Source organism: Phenylobacterium sp. FG114, from assembly GCF_057809855.1.
Map to the genome: position 1 here is coordinate 149351 of NZ_JBMDKU010000004.1, position 17367 is coordinate 166717.

Below are 17367 nucleotides of genomic sequence, written 5' to 3' on the forward strand. Positions count from 1 at the left end.
TGCGAATGGGGGAGGCGGCTCAGGTGCAGGACGGCGAAACAGGGTTCGTCCACCTCAGGGTCCGCTCGGCCTATTCGCTGCTGGAAGGGGCCATCAAGGCCGACAAGATCGGTGGGCTGGCCAAGGCCGACCACATGCCCGCTGTGGCGATCGCCGACCGGGCCAACCTGTTCGGCGCCCTGGAATTCTCGGTGGCCACCAAGGGCGAGGGCGTGCAGCCGATCATCGGCTGCGCCCTGCCGGTGAGCGGGATCGGGGAAGACCTGCCCGAGCGCTGGGCGAAGACGCCTACGGTGATGCTGCTGGCCCAGAACGAGCAGGGCTATCTCAACCTCTGCGACCTCTCGTCGTTCGCCTACCTGGACATCGAGGCGAGCGACGAGCCGCATGTGCCCTGGGAAAAGGTCCGGCAATTCTCGGACGGACTGATCCTGCTGTCGGGCGGACCCGACGGGCCAGTCGACCACCTGTTCGCCGCGGGCAAGGTCAAGGAAGGCCGCGCGGCGCTGGCCGATATGAAGGCGGTGTTCGGCGACCGGTTCTACGTCGAGCTGCAGCGGCATGGCGCGCCGGCCGAGGCGGCGGCGGAGGGGGAGCTCGTCGCCTTCGCCTATGACCAGGATGTGCCACTGGTCGCCACCAACGACGTCTATTTCAAGAGCGCCAAGGCCTATGCGGCGCATGATGTGCTGCTGTGCATCGCCGACGGCAGCTTCGTGGGCCAGGACGAGCGGCGGCGCGTGACCGCCGAGCACGGCTTCAAGTCGCAGGCCGAGATGCGGGCGCTGTTCGCCGACCTTCCCGAGGCCTGCGACAACACTCTGGATATCGCCCGCCGCTGCGCCTTCATGGTGAGCAAGCGCGACCCGCTGCTGCCGCGCTTCACGGTCGGCGAACGATCGGAAGCCGAGGAACTCGCGCAGCAGGCCCGCGACGGGCTGAAGGCCCGGATGGCGGCGGGGCGGGCGAACGTGTTCCCGGTGGAAGACTACGAGAAGCGCCTCGAACGGGAGATCGACGTGATCACCCAGATGGGGTTCCCCGGCTACTTCCTGATCGTGGCCGACTTCATCAAGTGGGCGAAGGCGCGCGGCATTCCGGTGGGGCCGGGGCGGGGCTCGGGCGCGGGCTCGCTGGTGGCCTATTCGCTGACCATCACCGACCTCGACCCGTTGCAGTACGGCCTGCTGTTCGAGCGCTTCCTGAACCCCGAGCGGGTTTCGATGCCCGACTTCGACATCGACTTCTGCCAGGAGCGGCGGGAGGAGGTGATCAGCTACGTCCAGCAGCGCTACGGCAAGGACAAGGTGGCCCAGATCATCACCTTCGGCACCCTGCAGGCGCGGGCCGTGCTGCGGGACGTGGGCCGGGTGCTGCAACTGCCGCTGGGCCAGGTGGACCGGCTGGCGAAGATGGTGCCGGCCAACCCCGCCAACCCGGTGACGCTGGCGCAGGCGCTGGAGATCGAGCCCAGGCTGAAGGAGGAGGCGCGACGCGACGAGGCGGTCGGGCGGCTGATCGACATCTCGCTGGAGCTGGAAGGCCTCTACCGCAACGCCTCGACCCACGCCGCCGGCGTGGTGATCGGGGACCGGCCGCTCACGAAGCTGACCCCGCTGTACCGCGATCCGCGTTCGGAGCTGCCGGCCACCCAGTTCAACATGAAGTGGGTGGAAAGCGCCGGCCTGGTGAAGTTCGACTTCCTGGGGCTGAAGACGCTGACCGTCATCGACCGCGGGGTGAAGTACCTGGAGAAGCGCGGCGAGGTGGTCGACATGGCCAAGCTGCCGCTGGACGACGAGAAGACCTACGAGCTGATGAGCAACGCGCTCACGATCGGGGTCTTCCAGTTCGAGGGGCAGGGGATGCGCGACGCGCTCCGCCAGCTGCGCCCCAACTCCATCGAAGACGTGACCGCCATCGGCGCCCTCTACCGGCCCGGCCCGATGGACAACATCCCAACGTTCGTCGACTGCAAGTTCGGCCGCAAGGAGATCGACTACCTGCACCCGATGCTGGAGGGGGTGCTGAAGGAGACCTACGGGATCATCGTCTACCAGGAACAGGTGATGCAGATCGCCCAGATCCTGGCGGGCTACAGCCTGGGTGAAGCCGACCTGCTCCGCCGGGCCATGGGCAAGAAGAAGAAGGAGGAGATGGAGCTGCAGCGTGCACGCTTCGTCTCCGGCGCCGAGGCCAAGGGCGTGCCGCCCGCCCAGTCGGGCTCGATCTTCGATCTGGTGGACAAGTTCGCGGGCTACGGCTTCAACAAGAGCCACGCCGCCGCCTACGCCTTCCTGAGCTACCAGACCGGCTGGCTGAAGGCGAACCACCCCGTGGAGTTCTTCGCGGCGTCGATGAGCCTGGATATCGCCAACACCGACAAGCTGGCGGTCTTCTACCAGGACGCCAAGCGCTTCGGGGTGAAGATCCAGCCGCCGTGCGTGAACCGTTCGATGGCCGACTTCGACGTCGAAAACGGCGAGGTGCTGTACGCGCTGGGCGCCATCCGCAACGTCGGCCAGCAGGCCATGGAGCATGTGGTGGAGGTGCGCCGCGCCGGCGGGCCGTTCCGCGACATCTTCGATTTCGTCGAGCGGGTGGATCCGAAACAGGTCAACAAGCGCACTTTCGAGACCCTGGCGCGGGCCGGGGCGTTCGACCGGATCCACGAGAACCGCGCGCAGCTGGTCGAGGCGGCCGAGCTGCTGGTGAGCTTCAGCCAGAGCGTGGCGGCGCAGCGGGAGTCGGACCAGGGCGGCCTGTTCGGCGACTCCAACGCCGACCTGGTGGAGGCCCAGAAGCGGAAGATGCCGAGGCGCGATCCCTGGACGCCGACCGAGCGCCTGGACGAGGAGCTCTCGGCGGTGGGCTTCTATCTGTCGGGCCACCCGCTGGACGACATGGTCGAGGCGTTACGCCGGCGGCGCACGGACCTGCTCACCGACGCCATCGCCAAGGCGGTTGCCGGAGCCGAGGCGCTGCGCATGGCGGGCGTGATCCGCCGCAAGCAAGAGCGCCCGTCGCGCTCGGGGGAGAAGTTCGCCTTCGTCACCTTCTCGGACCCCACGGGAGAGTACGAGGTGCTGTTCCCGCCCGAGGCGCTACGGAAGTGCCGCGACCAGCTGGAGCCCGGAAAGGCCGTCTCTCTCCGCGTGCGCGCCAAGGCCAGCGAGGGCGAGGTGCGGTTCTTCGGCGAGAGCGTGGAGCCGGTGGAGAAGGCCGTCGAGAACGTGGTCGCCGGCCTGCGCGTGCATGTGGCGCCGCGCAGCGCCGAGATCGAGGCGCTGAAGCGCCGGCTGGAGACCGTGACCAACGCCCGCGGCGGCGAGATCGTGCTGGTGGCCGGCATCGACGGCGGGCGCGAGGTGGAGTTGAAGCTGCCCGGCCGCTTCACCCTGGACGGCGCCGTGCGCGGGGCGATCAAGACCGCGCCGGGCGTGGTGTTCGTCGAAGACCTGTGAGGCGTTAGGGCGCGCGTAACTCCGTCTGGGCTCTTCTGCTCGGAAAGGTTTCCGGAGGGCGTGATGAAATTCCAGGTGGTGCTGGTGACGGCCTTGGCGCTAACGGCGGGGCCGGCGATGGCGGAGGGCCGCTTCGCCCTGTCGCGAGACCCCGTCACCGGCGCGCCCGGTCACGTCGGCTCGCCGAGCGCGTCCTCGCCGCCGCGAAGCTATGGTGTCCCGTCCGCCACGCCGGCGCCGGCGTACCGGGGCTCCACGACCGCGAAGATCTACAGCCCGCCGGCCACGGCGAAGCCCGAGGCGTTCAAGCCCTATCAGCCCTACAAGCCCGGCAGCGTCTACGGCCCCGACGCCAAGAAGAAGCGCTACTAGCGCGCCCGCTGCGCATCGCGGTCGGCGGGGCGCCGCGCGCTCAGCACCTTCAGCGTACATTTCTGGACAACGATGGTGAGGCGTTCGCCTCCAACGCTGTCTGTGGCTGTCGAAGACATGATCGAGCCGAGCTCGAGCATGGCATCGCCACGCTTGTCGACGCTGCGTGCGACGACTTTCGCGGTGTAGCCTTCAGGAAGGTGGCCGAACTCCTTCTGCAGAAGCGGGAAGATGATGTCGGCTTCCTTGCCGGGGTCGAGCTGGGGACAGGCAGCAGGCGGCCTTTGGCGCGTCGCGCAACCGCTGAGGATCAGCACCGCCGACAGGGTCAGAACACGTCCAGCAGATCGCACGATCGTACCCCACTCGTCAGCCGCGACATCAGCCTCAGTCGCCGAAGGCAGGCCGTCAATCGCAAGCGGGCGCCTTGATCCAAGCGCGACGAGGGTCGCCGCCAGCGGGCCCAAGCCCCGCCCGCTTGATTTTTCGCCGCTTTCGCCCTACATGCGCGCCTCCAATCCACACGCAGGTGTTCGGCTTGGCCGGGGAGACATCCCGTCCCAGTCCGTTCCGGTCCTCTTCGGAGGGTTTGCCTGCGGCGGTCCAACCGGAAGAAAGACGAGACACAGACTATGGCTCTGCCTGAATTCTCTATGCGCCAGATGCTGGAAGCCGGCGCCCACTTCGGCCACCAGACGCACCGCTGGAACCCGAAGATGGACAAGTACATCTTCGGCTCGCGCTCCAACATCCACATCATCGACCTGTCGCAGTCGATCCCGCTTCTGCACCAGGCCCTGGTGAAGGTGCGCGAAGTCGCCGCCGGCGGCGGCCGCATCCTGTTCGTCGGCACCAAGCGTCAGGCCTCGGAGCCGATCGCCACGGCCGCCAAGCGCTGCGCCCAGTACTATGTGAACCACCGCTGGCTGGGCGGCACGCTCACCAATTGGCGCACCGTCTCGGGTTCGATCGCGCGCCTGCGCGAAGTCGACACCCTGGTGGGCGGCGAAGGCCAGGGCCGCGGCAAGAAGGAGCTGCTGCAGCTGACGCGCGAGCGCGACAAGCTGGAGCTGAGCCTGGGCGGCATCAAGGACATGGGCGGCATCCCCGACCTGATGTTCGTGATCGACACCAACAAGGAAGCGATCGCGATCCAGGAAGCCCGGAAGCTGAACATCCCGGTCATCGCCATCCTGGACACCAACTCGAATCCGGACGGCATCACCTATCCGATCCCGGGCAACGACGACGCTGCGCGCGCGATCCAGCTCTACTGCGACCTGATGGCCGACGCGATCCTGGACGGCCTGGCCGCCGGCCAGTCGGCCGCGGGCGTGGACCTGGGCGCTTCGGAAGCCCCGATCGAGCCGACGCTGGCCCGCGAGCTGACGCCGGCGCCCGCCGCCGAACCCGAGGTCACCGCGCCGGAAGCCGCGGCCCTCGAGGCCGAGATGACCGGCGCCGAAGCTCCCGCGGCGGATGCGGCGAGCGAAGACCAAGCCGGCTGAGCGCCCCGAGCCTTTTCACTCGTGAAAAGGCTCTGATCTAAAGTTTTAGAGAGTGATGGCCGCCAAAACCGCTCACACTTTTGGCTATCACTCTCTAGGGCGCTGAGCTGTCACAAAACCCTGACGGCGGGCCCTCACATGAGGGTCCGTCGTGATTCAACGAGACTCATAAGGAGCTGACCATGGCGGAAATCACCGCTGCGCTGGTCAAGGACCTGCGCGAAAAATCCGGCGCTGGCATGATGGACTGCAAGAAGGCGCTGCAAGAGAACGGCGGCGACGTCGAGGCGTCCATGGACTGGCTGCGCACCAAGGGCCTAGCCAAGGCGGCCAAGAAGGCCGACCGCGCGGCCGCCGAAGGCCTCGTGGCCGGCAAGATCTCGGCCGACGGCAAGACCGGCGTGCTGGTCGAGTTCAACGCCGAGACCGACTTCGTGGCCAAGAACGACTCGTTCCAGTCGGCCGCCCGCGACTTCGCGGACGTGGCGCTGAACGTCGACGGCGATGTGGAAGCCATCCGCAACGCCAAGACCGCCAAGGGCGAAGTCGTGCAGGACGCGATCACCAACCTGATCGCGACCATCGGCGAGAACATGCAGCTGCGCCGCTCGGTGAAGCTGTCGGTGTCGCAAGGCGCCGTGGCGCTCTACCTGCACAACGCGCAGGGTGACGGCGTGGCCCGCATGGGCGTGCTGGTGGCGATGGAAGGCGGCGGCGATGCGGCGAAGCTGCAGGACGTCGGCCGGAAGATCGCCATGCACGTGGCGGCCACTGCGCCGCTCGCGCTGTCGACCGACGAGCTGGACCCGGACGTCGTCGCCAAGGAACGCGAGATCCAGACCCAGACGGCGATGGAATCGGGCAAGCCCCGCGAGATCGCCGAGAAGATGGTCGAGGGCCGGATCCGGAAGTGGCAGGAAGAAGTGGTGCTGCTGAAGCAACCCTTCGTCATGAACCCGGACCAGACCGTCGAGCAGCTGGTCGCCGACACGGCCAAGGAAACCGGCGCGCCGGCGACCCTGAAGGCCTTCGTGCGCTTCGCCCTCGGCGAAGGCGTCGAGAAGAAAGTAGATGATTTCGCCGCCGAAGTGGCGTCGATGACCAGCGCCTCGTAAGAGACGCCGGCTGACTTCCAGGGGCGCGGTGCGTTAGACGCACCGCGCCCTTGTTGTATGTTCCCGAAACCACGCAGGATTCCCGACCGATGGCCGAAGCCCCCAAGTACAAGCGCATCCTGCTGAAGCTCTCGGGCGAGGCGGGTGTCGGGGGTGACAATTTCGGCATCGATCCCAAGACCCTGGCGGCGGTCTGCGAGGAGATCGCCCAGGTCTCCAAGGCCGGCGTGCAAGTGTGCGTCGTGGTCGGCGGCGGCAACATCTTCCGCGGCGCGGCCCTGGCCGAGGCGGGGATGGAGCGGGCCAGCGCCGACTACATGGGCATGCTGGCCACGGTGATGAACGCCCTGGCGCTGCAGGCTTCGCTGGAGAAGCTGGGCGTCTACACCCGTGTGCAGTCGGCGATCCCGATGGAAGCCGTCTGCGAGCCCTACATCCGCCGCCGCGCCCTGCGCCACCTGGAGAAGGGTCGCGTGGTGATCTTCGCCGCCGGCGTCGGCGCGCCGTTCTTCACGACCGATTCGGGCGCGGCCCTGCGCGCCGCCGAGATGGGCTGTCAGGCGCTGTTCAAGGGCACCAGCGTGGACGGCGTCTACACCGCCGACCCCAAGAAAGACCCGGACGCGAAGCGCTACGAGACGCTGAGCTATCACGAGGTGCTTTCGAAGAACCTTAAGGTGATGGACGCCTCGGCCGTCAGCCTGCTGCGCGAGAACCACATCCCGATCGTGGTGTTCGATATCCGCGAGCGGGGCAACCTGCTGAAGGTGCTCAACGGCGAAGGCGTCTTCACGACCATCGCCTAGGCGTTACATTCGCCACCAGAGATACAAAGGACGGAGACGCCGCCATGGCCACGACCGAAAAGCCCGTGCTCTCGAAGTACAAGGACCGCATGGATAAGGCCGTCGCGGCGCTGCAGGAGGAGTTCGGCTCCCTGCGCACCGGCCGCGCCTCGGCCAGCCTGCTGGACCAGATCCGCGTGGACGCCTACGGCTCATCCACTCCGCTGAACCAGGTGGGCGCGATCAGCGTGCCGGAACCGCGGATGATCACCATCAGCGTCTGGGACCGGGCCCTGGTGGTGTCGGTGGAGAAGGCGATCCGCGCGTCGGACCTGGGCCTGAACCCCGTGGTCGACGGCACGACGCTGCGCCTGCCGATCCCGCCGCTTACCGAAGAGCGGCGGAAGGACCTGGTCAAGGTGGCCGGCAGGTATGCCGAGCAGCAGAAGGTGGCCGTGCGCAACGTGCGCCGCGACGCCAACGACGACTGCCGCAAGGCCCAGAAGGATGGCGTGATCAGCCAGGACGAGGAGAAGCGCTTCGAGGCGGAGGTGCAGAAGATCACCGACGAAGCCATCAAGCGCGTGGACGAAGCCTTGAAAACAAAAGAACAAGAGATCATGCACGTCTGACGCCCGCGTAAGGATTAGCGTTCCCCCATGGCCGCCGCCGAGAAGCCACCGTCCGCGGACGCCCCAAGGGATGCCCCGGGGGCTGTCCCGCCGCTGCACGTGGCGATCGTCATGGACGGCAACGGCCGCTGGGCGAAGCAACGTGGACTGCCTCGATCGCTGGGACACCGGGCGGGCGTGGAGGCCCTGAAGCGCACGGTGTCGGCGGCCGCCAAGGTCGGCATCAATTCGCTGACCGTCTTCGGCTTCTCGACCGAGAACTGGAGCCGGCCCGCCGCTGAGGTCGCCGAACTGATGGCGCTGCCTAAGCGGTATTTCGAGACCGACCTGGCCCGGCTCCACCGCGAGGGCGTGCGCGTGCGGGTGATCGGGCGGCGCGAGGGCCTATCGGGCGAACTGTTGAAGCTGATCGACGACGCGCACGCGCGGACGAAGGACAACACCGCCTTCAACCTCAACATCGCCTTCAACTATGGCGGACAGGCCGATATCGCCGACGCCGCCCGGCGGTTCGCGGAGGAGGTGGCCGCTGGCCTCCGTCGCCCCGATGAGCTGGACGAGGCCATGTTCGCGGGGCTGCTGGCGACGGCCGGGACGCCGCCGCCCGACCTGATCGTGCGCCCGTCGGGCGAGCAGCGGCTTTCGAACTTCCTCCTGTGGGAGGCCGCTTACGCCGAACTGGTGTTCCAGGACGTGCTGTGGCCCGACTACGGCGAGGAACATCTGCGGGCGGCGCTGGCGGAATTCGCCGCGCGGGACCGACGCTATGGCGCGATCGTTGCCGATGACGTCCTCGCCGCCGGCTAAGCGGTTCGACTGGTCCAACCTCGGCCTGCGCGTTGCGTCGGCCGTGGTGCTGGTGCCGGCCGCCCTGGCCGCCGCCTGGTTCGGCGGCTGGCCCTATCTCGTGCTGATCGCCATCGGCGTGGCGCTGCTCGCCATCGAGTGGGGCGGCATGACCGCGCCCGGCGCGCCGACACGCGTCGCGGCGGCGGTGGCGGCGGCGGTTTTGATCGCCGTATTCGTGGGTTATCGCGGCGACTTCATCTGGGCCTGGGGCGCGATCGTCCTGACCGCCGCAGGGGCCGCCGTGATCGCTCGAGGCGTCGCCGAACGCCCCGCTGACGCGGCCTATGGCGTGCTCTACATCGCGCCCGCGGCCCTCTGCCTGGTCTGGTTGCGGTCCACCGACCAGGGCGCCTGGTGGACCATGATGCTCTTCGCGGCCACCTGGGCCGCCGACATCGGCGCCTTCGCCGTGGGCAGCGCGCTGAAGGGGCCGAAACTCTGGCCGCGTTTCTCGCCGAACAAGACCTGGTCCGGGTTCTTCGGCGGCCTGGCCGCCGCGACGCTGGCGAGCACGGTCATGGTCGAGTTCGGCAACTTCAACCTCAACATCTTCGCCGCGGCGCTGATCGGGCTGATCGTCGGCCTGGCGACGATGGCGGGAGATCTGTGGGAATCGGCGATCAAGCGCCGGTTCGGCGTCAAGGATTCCGGCGACCTGATTCCGGGTCACGGCGGGTTGCTCGACCGGGTCGATGGGTTGATGTTCGCCGTCGTGGTGATGGCCGCAGCCCGGCTCGCCAACCAGTGGGGGTGGCATTGAGCCTGCCGCGGAAGGTCAGCATCCTGGGGTCGACCGGCTCGATCGGGGTTTCGACCCTGGACCTCTTCGCCCAGGCCGGCGTCGAGGTGGATGTGGTCGGGCTGGCGGCGGGCCGCAATGTCGCGCGGCTGGCGGAGCAGGCGCTGGAGTGGCGGCCGCAGGTCGCCGTCATCGAGGACGAGACGCTGCTGCCCGAGTTGCGCGAGCGCCTCAGGGGTTCGGGAATCGCCGCCGCGGCCGGCGCGCAGGCGGTGACCGACCTCGCGTCCGCCGACGCCCAGTGGGTGATGTCGGCCATCGTGGGCTTCGCGGGGTTGGCGCCCACCTTGGCCGCGGCGAAGGCCGGGGCGGTGATCGCGCTGGCCAACAAGGAAAGCCTGGTCTGCGCCGGCCCCTCGCTGCTGCGCACCGCCAAGCTGGCGGGGGGCGCCGTGGTGCCGGTGGATTCGGAGCACTCGGCGATCTTCCAGGTTCTGGACCCTCAGGCCGCCGCGCACGTGTCGCGCCTGATCCTCACCTCGTCGGGCGGCCCGTTCCGCGACGCCACGCGCGAACAGATGGCGGCCGCCACGCTGGAGCAGGCGCTGGCCCACCCGAATTTCTCCATGGGCGCCAAAATCTCGATCGATTCCGCGACCATGATGAACAAGGGCCTCGAGGTGATCGAGGCTGCCTACCTGTTTTCCATGCCGCCGGAGCGGATCGAAGTCCTGGTCCACCCCCAGCAGATCATCCACAGCCTCGTGGAGTATGCCGACGGCTCGACGCTGGCCCAGCTTGGCCCGCCCGATATGCGGCCGCCGATCGCCTGCGCCTTCGCCTGGCCCGACCGGTTGCCCTGGCCGGCGCCGAAGCTGGACCTGGTAACCTCCGGTCCGCTGACCTTCCAGCACCCCGATCCCGCCAAGTTCCCGGCGCTTTCCATCGCCAAGCAGGCGCTCACCGCGGGCGGCCAGGCCCCGGCGGCGATGAATGCGGCGAACGAGCGCGCGGTGTCGGCGTTCCTTGACCGACGCATCAGGTTTCTGGATATCCCCAACGTGGTGGCCGAAACCCTCGAGCGGATGGACCGCAGCCGAACCTTCTCCACGGCCAACGACGCCGTCGAGAGCGCCCGCGAAACCGACGCCGCGGCCCGGCGCGTGGCGGACGAGGTCGTCATCGGCCTCTTCGCCGCCTGATGGAGTAGAAACTCCCGATGCACGCGCTGCAGACCGTCTTCTTTGCCGTGATCCCATTCCTGCTGGTGCTCGGCCTGGTGGTCACGGTCCACGAGCTGGGCCACTTCCTGGCCGCCAAGGCGGTTGGGACGAAGATCGACCGCTTTTCCATCGGCTTCGGCCGCGCCATCACGTCGTGGACGGACAAGTCGGGCGTCGAGTGGCGGCTGGGCTGGCTGCCCATCGGCGGCTACGTGCGGTTCGCGGGCGATGAGAACGCGGCCAGCATCCCCGACGCCGAGGATCTCAAGGAGATGCGCCGGTCGCTGATCGACCAGGGCAGGGGGGCCGAAATCCCCCGCTACTTCCACTTCAAGCCGATCTGGCAGCGCGCGCTCATCGTGGCCGCCGGCCCGTTCGCGAACTTCATCCTCGCGATCACCATCTTCGCGGCCCTGCTGATGAGCCTGGGCGACCTGGTGCTGCCGTTCCGGGTGGCGGCCATCTCGCCGGGCAGCGCCGCGGCGGAGGCCGGTTTCAAGGTCGGCGACAAGATCGTGGCGGTGAACGGCCGCGAGATGCATGCCTTCAACGACGTGCTGCAGGTGATCCGCATCCGCGGCGGCGTGCCCACCTCCTTCACCGTCGAGCGGGACGGCGCCCGGACCGACCTCACCGCCACGCCGCAGTGGCAGGTGCAGAAGGATCCGGTGGCGGGCGAGCAGAAGGTGGGCGTGCTGGGCGTACGTCCGGCGCAGGCCCCTGAAGATTACGTCCGCGTGCGATATGGGCCGTTCGAGGCGGTGGCGCAGGGCGCCAAGCGCACCTGGGGCGTCCTCGAATCGACGGTCTACTACCTGGGCCGCATGGTCACCGGGCAGGTGAGCGCCGACCAGCTGCGGGGCCCGCTGGGAATCGCCGACGTGACCAAGAACGTCACCCGACTCGGGGTCCAGGGCGCGCCCGACATCCCCTCGATGCTGGCGGGCGCGGCTCTGAACCTGGCCCAGCTGGCGGCGCTGATTTCGGTGAGCATCGGCTTCATGAACCTGCTGCCCGTGCCGGTCCTCGATGGCGGCCACTTGATGTTCTACGCCTTCGAGGCGATCACGCGGCGCCCTCTTGCCGCCAAGGTTCAAGCGGCAGGGTACCGAGTGGGTCTTGCGCTCGTCCTCGGTTTGATGTTGTTCGCCACTTGGAACGACTTGCAGCGCCTGCGTGTGTTCAATCTGTTCGGCGGCCTATTCTCCTAGGCCCGTTCGTCCCTCAACCGGCTGATTCGATGTTTAGAACCCGCGCCTCCCGCGCCGCGCTCGCCTCAGGTCTTGCCCTACTGCTGGGCACAACCGCTCTTGTCGCGCCCGGCGTGGCCGCCGCCCAGCAGACGCAGGGGGGTGTGATCCAGCGCATCCTGGTGCAGGGCAACGAGCGGATCGAGCAATCCACCGTCGTCTCGTACCTGCCGATCTCTCCCGGCGAGACGGTCGACGCCGCCAAGCTCGACCTGGCCATCAAGGCGCTGTTCCGCACCGACCTGTTCTCGGACGTGTCGGTGAACTTCCAGAACGGCGACCTGATCGTGACGGTCGTGGAAAACCCGATCATCAACCGGGTGATCTTCGAGGGGAACAAGGGCCTCAAGGAAGACAAGCTGCGCGACGAGGTCACGGTGCGCCCGCGCGGCATCTTCACCCGCGCCAAGGTGCAGGGCGACGTCCAGCGCATCGTCGAACTCTATCGACGCTCGGGCCGGATCTCGGCGACGGTGACGCCGCAGATCATCGAGCTGCCGCAGAAGCGCGTCGACCTGATCTTCAAGATCGACGAAGGCCCGAAGAGCGGGATCCTCTCGGTCAACTTCCTCGGCAACAAGGCCTTCTCGGACAACGACCTGCGCGACGTGGTCGTGACCGAGGAGAGCCGCTGGTACAAATTCTTCTCGAGCAACGCGAACTACGATCCGGACCGCCTCGAGTACGACAAGGAACAGCTGCGGAAGCACTATCGCAACCGCGGCTACTACGACTTCCGCGTGACTTCGGCGGTCGCCGAGCTGGCGCCGGACAAGAACGGCTTCGTGGTGACGTACAACGTCGACGAAGGCCCGCGGTACAAGTTCGGCAAGATCGCCGTCGAGACCGAGCTCCAGAAGCTGGACAAGGAAGTCCTCACCGCCCTGGTGCCGATCCGCAGCGGCCAGGAGTATCAGGACGAGGCCATTGAGACCTCGACCGACGCCCTGACCTTCGCCGCCGGCGCCGCGGGCTTCGCGTTCGTCGACGTCCGTCCGCGCTACACGCCCGATCGCGAGAAAGGCACCGTGGACGTCACCTTCCAGGTCCGGGAAGGGCCGCGCGTCTACGTCGACCGCATCGACATCGTCGGCAACACCCAGACGCTCGACTATGTGATCCGCCGCGAGATGAGCGTGGTGGAGGGCGACGCCTACAACCGCGCCCTGGTCGACCGCTCGAAGCGCCAGATCCGCGCGCTGGGCTTCTTCAAGGACGTCGACATCAGCGAAGTGCCGGGCTCGGCGCCCGACCGCACCGCGCTGCAGGTGAAGGTGGAAGAGCAGCCGACGGGCGAACTGTCGTTCAGCGCCGGTTATTCGTCGGTGGACCAGCTGGTGCTGGACCTGGGCATTACCCAGCGCAACTTCCGCGGCCGCGGCCAGGACGTGCGCGCGCGGGTCTCGGTGGGCTCGCTGCGCCAGCAGCTGGACTTCTCGTTCACGGAGCCGCGCTTCCTGAACCGCGACGTGGCGGCCGGCATCGACCTGTACGGCTACCGCTACGACCTGTCGGACTATTCGGCGTACAAGACCACCACCTACGGCATCACGCTGCGGGCCAACTTCCCGCTCAGCATCGATAGCCGCGGCGCCATTCGCTACACGCTGCGCCAGGACGAGATCGACATCGACTCGTTCTATTGCGACCCGACCTCGGGCGCGATCGTCAGCCGAGCGTTCTGCGACCAGGTCGGCACCTTCCTGACCTCGCTGGTCGGCTACGGCGCCCGGATCGACCGTCGGAACGACTACCTGAACCCGACGCGGGGCTGGTACGTCGACTTCAACCAGGATGTCGCCGGCCTGGGCGGCGACGTGAACTTCGTCCGCACCGACCTCGAGAGCGGCTGGTTCCACGGGTTCAACAAGGACTTCATCCTCTCGCTGACCGGCTCGGCGGGCTACGTCGTCGGCTGGGGCGGCGACTCGGTGCGGATCAACGATCGCTACTACAAGGGCGGCCTGAACTTCCGCGGCTTCGAAACCGCCGGCATTGGCCCGCGCGACGTCTCGCTGCAGCGCGCGGACGCCCTGGGCGGCAAGATGTACGCCATCGGGACGGTCGAACTGACGGTGCCGACCTTCCTGCCCGAGCAGTACGGGATCAAGGCCGCGCTGTTCAGCGACTTCGGGACGCTGGGCAAGCTCGACAAGGAAGACAAGGTCTACCAGGTGGGCGACGTGGACTGCCTGCAGCCCAGCATCGCCGACCCGACGGATCCGACCAAGACGATACCCAACCTGGCGACCCCGGGGGCGCGCAACGTCTGTATCCGCGACGACCTCTCGCTCCGCGCTTCGGCCGGCATCAGCGTCTTCTGGAAGTCGCCGATGGGTCCGATCCGCTTCGACTTCAGCCGCGTTTTGGCCAAGGAAGACTACGACAAGGAAGAAACCTTCCGGTTCTCCACTTCAACCAGGTTCTAGGACACATGACCTTCAAGATCTTCGCCGTGGCGGGTAGCGCCGTGGCCCTCGCGCTCTCGGGCGCGGCCCCGGCCTTCGCCCAGCAACCGGCCGCCGCGGCGCCGGCTCCCGCCGCCGCGCCGGCGGTGACCCACGGCGCGCCCGTGCCGGGGCTTTGCATCGTGTCGGTGGAGAACGCCATCGGCGCCTCGACGGTGGGCAAGTACGTCAACACCCGGCTCCAGCAACTGGTCGCCCAGGTCAATGCCGAGCTGAACGCCGAGAAGACCGCGATCGACAACGACGCCAAGGCCCTCGACGGGCAGCGCGCGACGCTCGACCAGAACACGCTGGAGCAGCGTGCAGCCGCCCTGCAGGTTCGCGCCAACGCCCTGCAGCGCAAGGCCCAGCAGCGCGACCAGGAGATCCAGGCCACCGAGCAAAAGGCGATCAATCGCGTCGGCGTCGAGATGGAGCCCCTGATCCGGCAGGCCTACCAGCAGAAGCAGTGCTCGGTGCTGATCAACCGCAACTCGATCATCCTGGGCAACCCCGCGTCGGACATCACGCCTGCGGTCGTGACGGCGCTGAACGCCAAGATCACCCAGTTCGCCTTCGAGCGCGAACGCCTCGACCAGCAGGCCCGTCCTGCGGCCGCCGCGGCTCCCGCCGCCACGCCGCCGCGCAAGTAGACCGACGACGCGCGGGTCGAGTCCGCCTAAAACGCGATTCATGCCCGACCCGCGCTTCTTCGAAGATCTCGGCCCGGTCCGCCTGGGCGAGCTCGCGACCCTGACCGGGGCCGTGCTCACCGATGCGAATGCGGCCGACCGCCTGGTGGGCCGCGTGGCCGTTCTGGCCCAGGCGACGCCTGAGACGATCACCTTCCTGGCCGACCGGAAGTATGCCGCGTCGCTGGCGGAGGTGCGGCCGGGCGCCTGTTTCCTGCCGCCGGGGCTCGAGGCTTTCGCGCCAGAAGGCTGCGCCGTTCTGACCAGCGCCAATCCGCAAGGCGCCTATGCGATGGCCGCGCAGCGGTTGCACCGCCCGCGCGGCGCGGGAGCCCAGGCCGTGGCCTTGGACGCGATGATGGAGACCGGCGTCGTGCTAGGTCCAGGAGTCGTCGTCGGGCCGGCCGTTCAGATCGGGCGCGGCACCCGGATCGGCGCCAACACCGTCATCGGTCCCGGCGTCGCTATCGGCCGCGACTGCGATATCGCCCCCAACGTGACCATCGGCTTCGCGCTGGTCGGCGACCGGGTGAAGATCCTGGCCGGCGCGCGGATCGGCGAGCCCGGCTTCGGCGCCACGGCGGGCCCCAAGGGCCTCATCGACATTCCCCAGCTGGGGCGGGTGATCATCCAGGACGGCGTGTCCATCGGCGCGAACAGCACGATCGACCGCGGCGCCTTCGACGACACGGTGATCGGCGAGAACACCAAGATCGACAACCTGGTGCAGATCGCCCACAACGTCCGCATAGGACGTAACTGCGTCATGGCCGCCCACACGGGCATTTCGGGCAGCGTGACCATCGGCGACGGCGCCCAGTTCGGCGGCCGGGCCGGCGTGGCCGACCACGTGACGATCGGCGCCGGCGCGCGCGTGGGCGCGGCGGCCGGCGTGATGAAGGACATTCCGGCGGGCGAGACGTGGGGCGGCATGCCCGCGCGGCCGATCCGCCACTGGCTGAAGGAGACCGCGTGGCTCGCCCGCATGGCGAATCGCAGGGCGGGAGGGGACCAATGACGCGCAAGGCTCCGGTCGGGGCGGACCCGACCCAGATCGACATCACCGAGGTGCTGGCGCGAATCCCGCACCGGTTTCCGATGCTGCTGGTCGATCGCTGCGAAGAGTACAAGCAGAACGAATCCATCGTCGGCATCAAGTGCGTGACGGTGAACGAGCCCTTCTTCCAGGGCCATTTTCCGGACTATCCGGTGATGCCCGGCGTGCTGCTGATCGAGGCCATGGCCCAGACCGGCGCCGTGCTGATGTCGAAGTCGCTCGAGGTCGATACAACCGGCAAGGCGATCTTCTTCATGTCGGCCGACAACTGCCGCTTCCGCGCCCCGGTGCGGCCGGGCGACGTGGTGCGGATGCCGGTGAAGGTGGTCCGCCACCGGGGCGACGTGTTCAAGTTCGCCGGGCAATGCCTGGTGGGCGACAAGGTGGCGGCCGAGGCCGAGTTCGCCGCCATGGTCGTGGAGACCTGAGTCCTTGGCGCAAGACATCCATCCCACCGCCGTGATCGCCGACGGCGCCCAGATCGCCGACGGCGTGAGCATCGGGCCGTTCTGCGTGATCGGGCCTGCCGCCAAGATCGGCGAGGGGACCAAGCTGGCCTCGCACGTGGTGATCGACGGGCGCACGACGCTGGGCGCCGGCAACACGGTCCACGCCTTCGCCGTCCTGGGCGGGCCGCCGCAGCACACGGCTTACAAGGGCGAGCCGACGGCGCTGGAGATCGGCGACAACAACATCATCCGCGAACACGCGACGATGAACATCGGCACCGTCAATGGCGGCGGCGTGACGCGCGTGGGGTCGGACGGCTTCTACATGATCGAGTCGCACGTCGGACACGACTGCACGGTCGGCGACCACGTGATCCTGACCAAGCAGGCCACCCTGGGCGGCCACTGCGAGATCGGAGACTACGTGATCGTCGGCGGGCTGGCGGCGGTCCACCAGTTCAGCCGGGTCGGCAAGCACGCCATGATCGGCGGGCTGGCCGCTGTCGTGAAGGACGTCATTCCTTACGGCTCGGTCTGGGGCAACCACGCCCACCTCGAGGGGCTGAACCTGGTCGGCCTGAAGCGCCGCGGGTTCGACCGCGACACGATCAACACCCTGCGCGCCGCCTATCGCCTGCTGTTCGCCGATGAGGGCACGTTCCAGGAGCGCCTGGAAGACACCGCCCAGACCTATGCGGCCTCGCCGCAGGTCATGGAGATCATCGACTTCATCCGCGCCGACGCCAGCCGCCCGCTCTGCCTGCCCGAGCGGGAAGTCTAGGCCC

The 17367-nt window shown here is 68.0% G+C and carries 16 protein-coding genes; 15 read left to right on the forward strand and 1 reads right to left on the reverse strand.

Features of this window, described 5'->3' with window-relative positions:
• Window positions 1–5 precede the first annotated feature (5 nt).
• Window positions 6–3464, forward strand: a complete 3459-nt coding sequence (dnaE, locus tag ACODSY_RS08275; protein ID WP_488951240.1) for a DNA polymerase III subunit alpha — start codon at window positions 6–8, stop codon at window positions 3462–3464.
• A 63-nt stretch (window positions 3465–3527) separates the two neighbouring features.
• Window positions 3528–3836, forward strand: coding sequence for a hypothetical protein (locus tag ACODSY_RS08280; RefSeq protein ID WP_488951241.1), 309 nt, complete (start codon window positions 3528–3530; stop codon window positions 3834–3836).
• Here the strand turns inward: ACODSY_RS08280 and ACODSY_RS08285 are convergent.
• A complete protein-coding gene (locus ACODSY_RS08285; RefSeq protein WP_488951242.1) occupies window positions 3833–4303 on the reverse strand; it encodes a hypothetical protein in 471 nt (156 codons plus the stop codon). The genes ACODSY_RS08280 and ACODSY_RS08285 overlap by 4 nt on opposite strands.
• A 165-nt stretch (window positions 4304–4468) precedes the next feature.
• Between ACODSY_RS08285 and rpsB the strand changes: the two genes are divergently transcribed.
• From rpsB to lpxA, 13 genes are all read left to right on the forward strand, one after another.
• Window positions 4469–5344 carry a 30S ribosomal protein S2 gene (gene rpsB / locus ACODSY_RS08290; protein ID WP_488951243.1) on the forward strand — a complete coding sequence of 292 codons (876 nt, stop codon included), beginning with the start codon at window positions 4469–4471 and terminating at the stop codon, window positions 5342–5344.
• Between the two features lie 182 nt (window positions 5345–5526).
• Window positions 5527–6459, forward strand: coding sequence for a translation elongation factor Ts (tsf, locus tag ACODSY_RS08295; protein ID WP_488951244.1), 933 nt, complete (start codon window positions 5527–5529; stop codon window positions 6457–6459).
• 89 nt (window positions 6460–6548) lie between these two features.
• Window positions 6549–7265 (forward strand): UMP kinase, encoded by a 717-nt coding sequence (pyrH, locus tag ACODSY_RS08300; protein ID WP_488951245.1) that lies wholly within the window; start codon window positions 6549–6551, stop codon window positions 7263–7265.
• Between the two features lie 44 nt (window positions 7266–7309).
• A complete protein-coding gene (gene frr / locus ACODSY_RS08305; RefSeq protein ID WP_488951246.1) occupies window positions 7310–7876 on the forward strand; it encodes a ribosome recycling factor in 567 nt (188 codons plus the stop codon).
• 27 nt (window positions 7877–7903) lie between these two features.
• Entirely contained in the window at window positions 7904–8683 is a 780-nt protein-coding gene (uppS, locus tag ACODSY_RS08310; protein WP_488951247.1) for a polyprenyl diphosphate synthase, read from the forward strand.
• On the forward strand, window positions 8661–9485 hold the full coding sequence (locus ACODSY_RS08315) for a phosphatidate cytidylyltransferase (RefSeq protein WP_488951248.1): 825 nt from the start codon (window positions 8661–8663) through the stop codon (window positions 9483–9485). The genes uppS and ACODSY_RS08315 overlap by 23 nt, the downstream gene beginning before the upstream one ends.
• Entirely contained in the window at window positions 9476–10666 is a 1191-nt protein-coding gene (gene dxr / locus ACODSY_RS08320; RefSeq protein ID WP_488951456.1) for a 1-deoxy-D-xylulose-5-phosphate reductoisomerase, read from the forward strand. The genes ACODSY_RS08315 and dxr overlap by 10 nt, the downstream gene beginning before the upstream one ends.
• A gap of 17 nt (window positions 10667–10683) precedes the next feature.
• Window positions 10684–11898, forward strand: a complete 1215-nt coding sequence (rseP, locus tag ACODSY_RS08325) for an RIP metalloprotease RseP (RefSeq protein WP_488951249.1) — start codon at window positions 10684–10686, stop codon at window positions 11896–11898.
• Between the two features lie 29 nt (window positions 11899–11927).
• Complete coding sequence (bamA, locus tag ACODSY_RS08330; RefSeq protein WP_488951250.1) at window positions 11928–14366, forward strand: outer membrane protein assembly factor BamA; 2439 nt, start codon at window positions 11928–11930, stop codon at window positions 14364–14366.
• A gap of 5 nt (window positions 14367–14371) precedes the next feature.
• Window positions 14372–15037 carry an OmpH family outer membrane protein gene (locus ACODSY_RS08335; RefSeq protein WP_488951251.1) on the forward strand — a complete coding sequence of 222 codons (666 nt, stop codon included), beginning with the start codon at window positions 14372–14374 and terminating at the stop codon, window positions 15035–15037.
• 40 nt (window positions 15038–15077) lie between these two features.
• The gene (gene lpxD / locus ACODSY_RS08340) at window positions 15078–16094 is read left to right on the forward strand and encodes a UDP-3-O-(3-hydroxymyristoyl)glucosamine N-acyltransferase (RefSeq protein ID WP_488951252.1); all 1017 of its coding nucleotides are present in this window, start codon (window positions 15078–15080) and stop codon (window positions 16092–16094) included.
• Window positions 16091–16561, forward strand: a complete 471-nt coding sequence (gene fabZ / locus ACODSY_RS08345) for a 3-hydroxyacyl-ACP dehydratase FabZ (RefSeq protein WP_488951253.1) — start codon at window positions 16091–16093, stop codon at window positions 16559–16561. Before lpxD ends, fabZ begins: the two co-directional genes overlap by 4 nt.
• Window positions 16562–16565: 4 nt before the next feature.
• Window positions 16566–17363, forward strand: coding sequence for an acyl-ACP--UDP-N-acetylglucosamine O-acyltransferase (lpxA, locus tag ACODSY_RS08350; RefSeq protein WP_488951254.1), 798 nt, complete (start codon window positions 16566–16568; stop codon window positions 17361–17363).
• Window positions 17364–17367 lie beyond the last annotated feature (4 nt).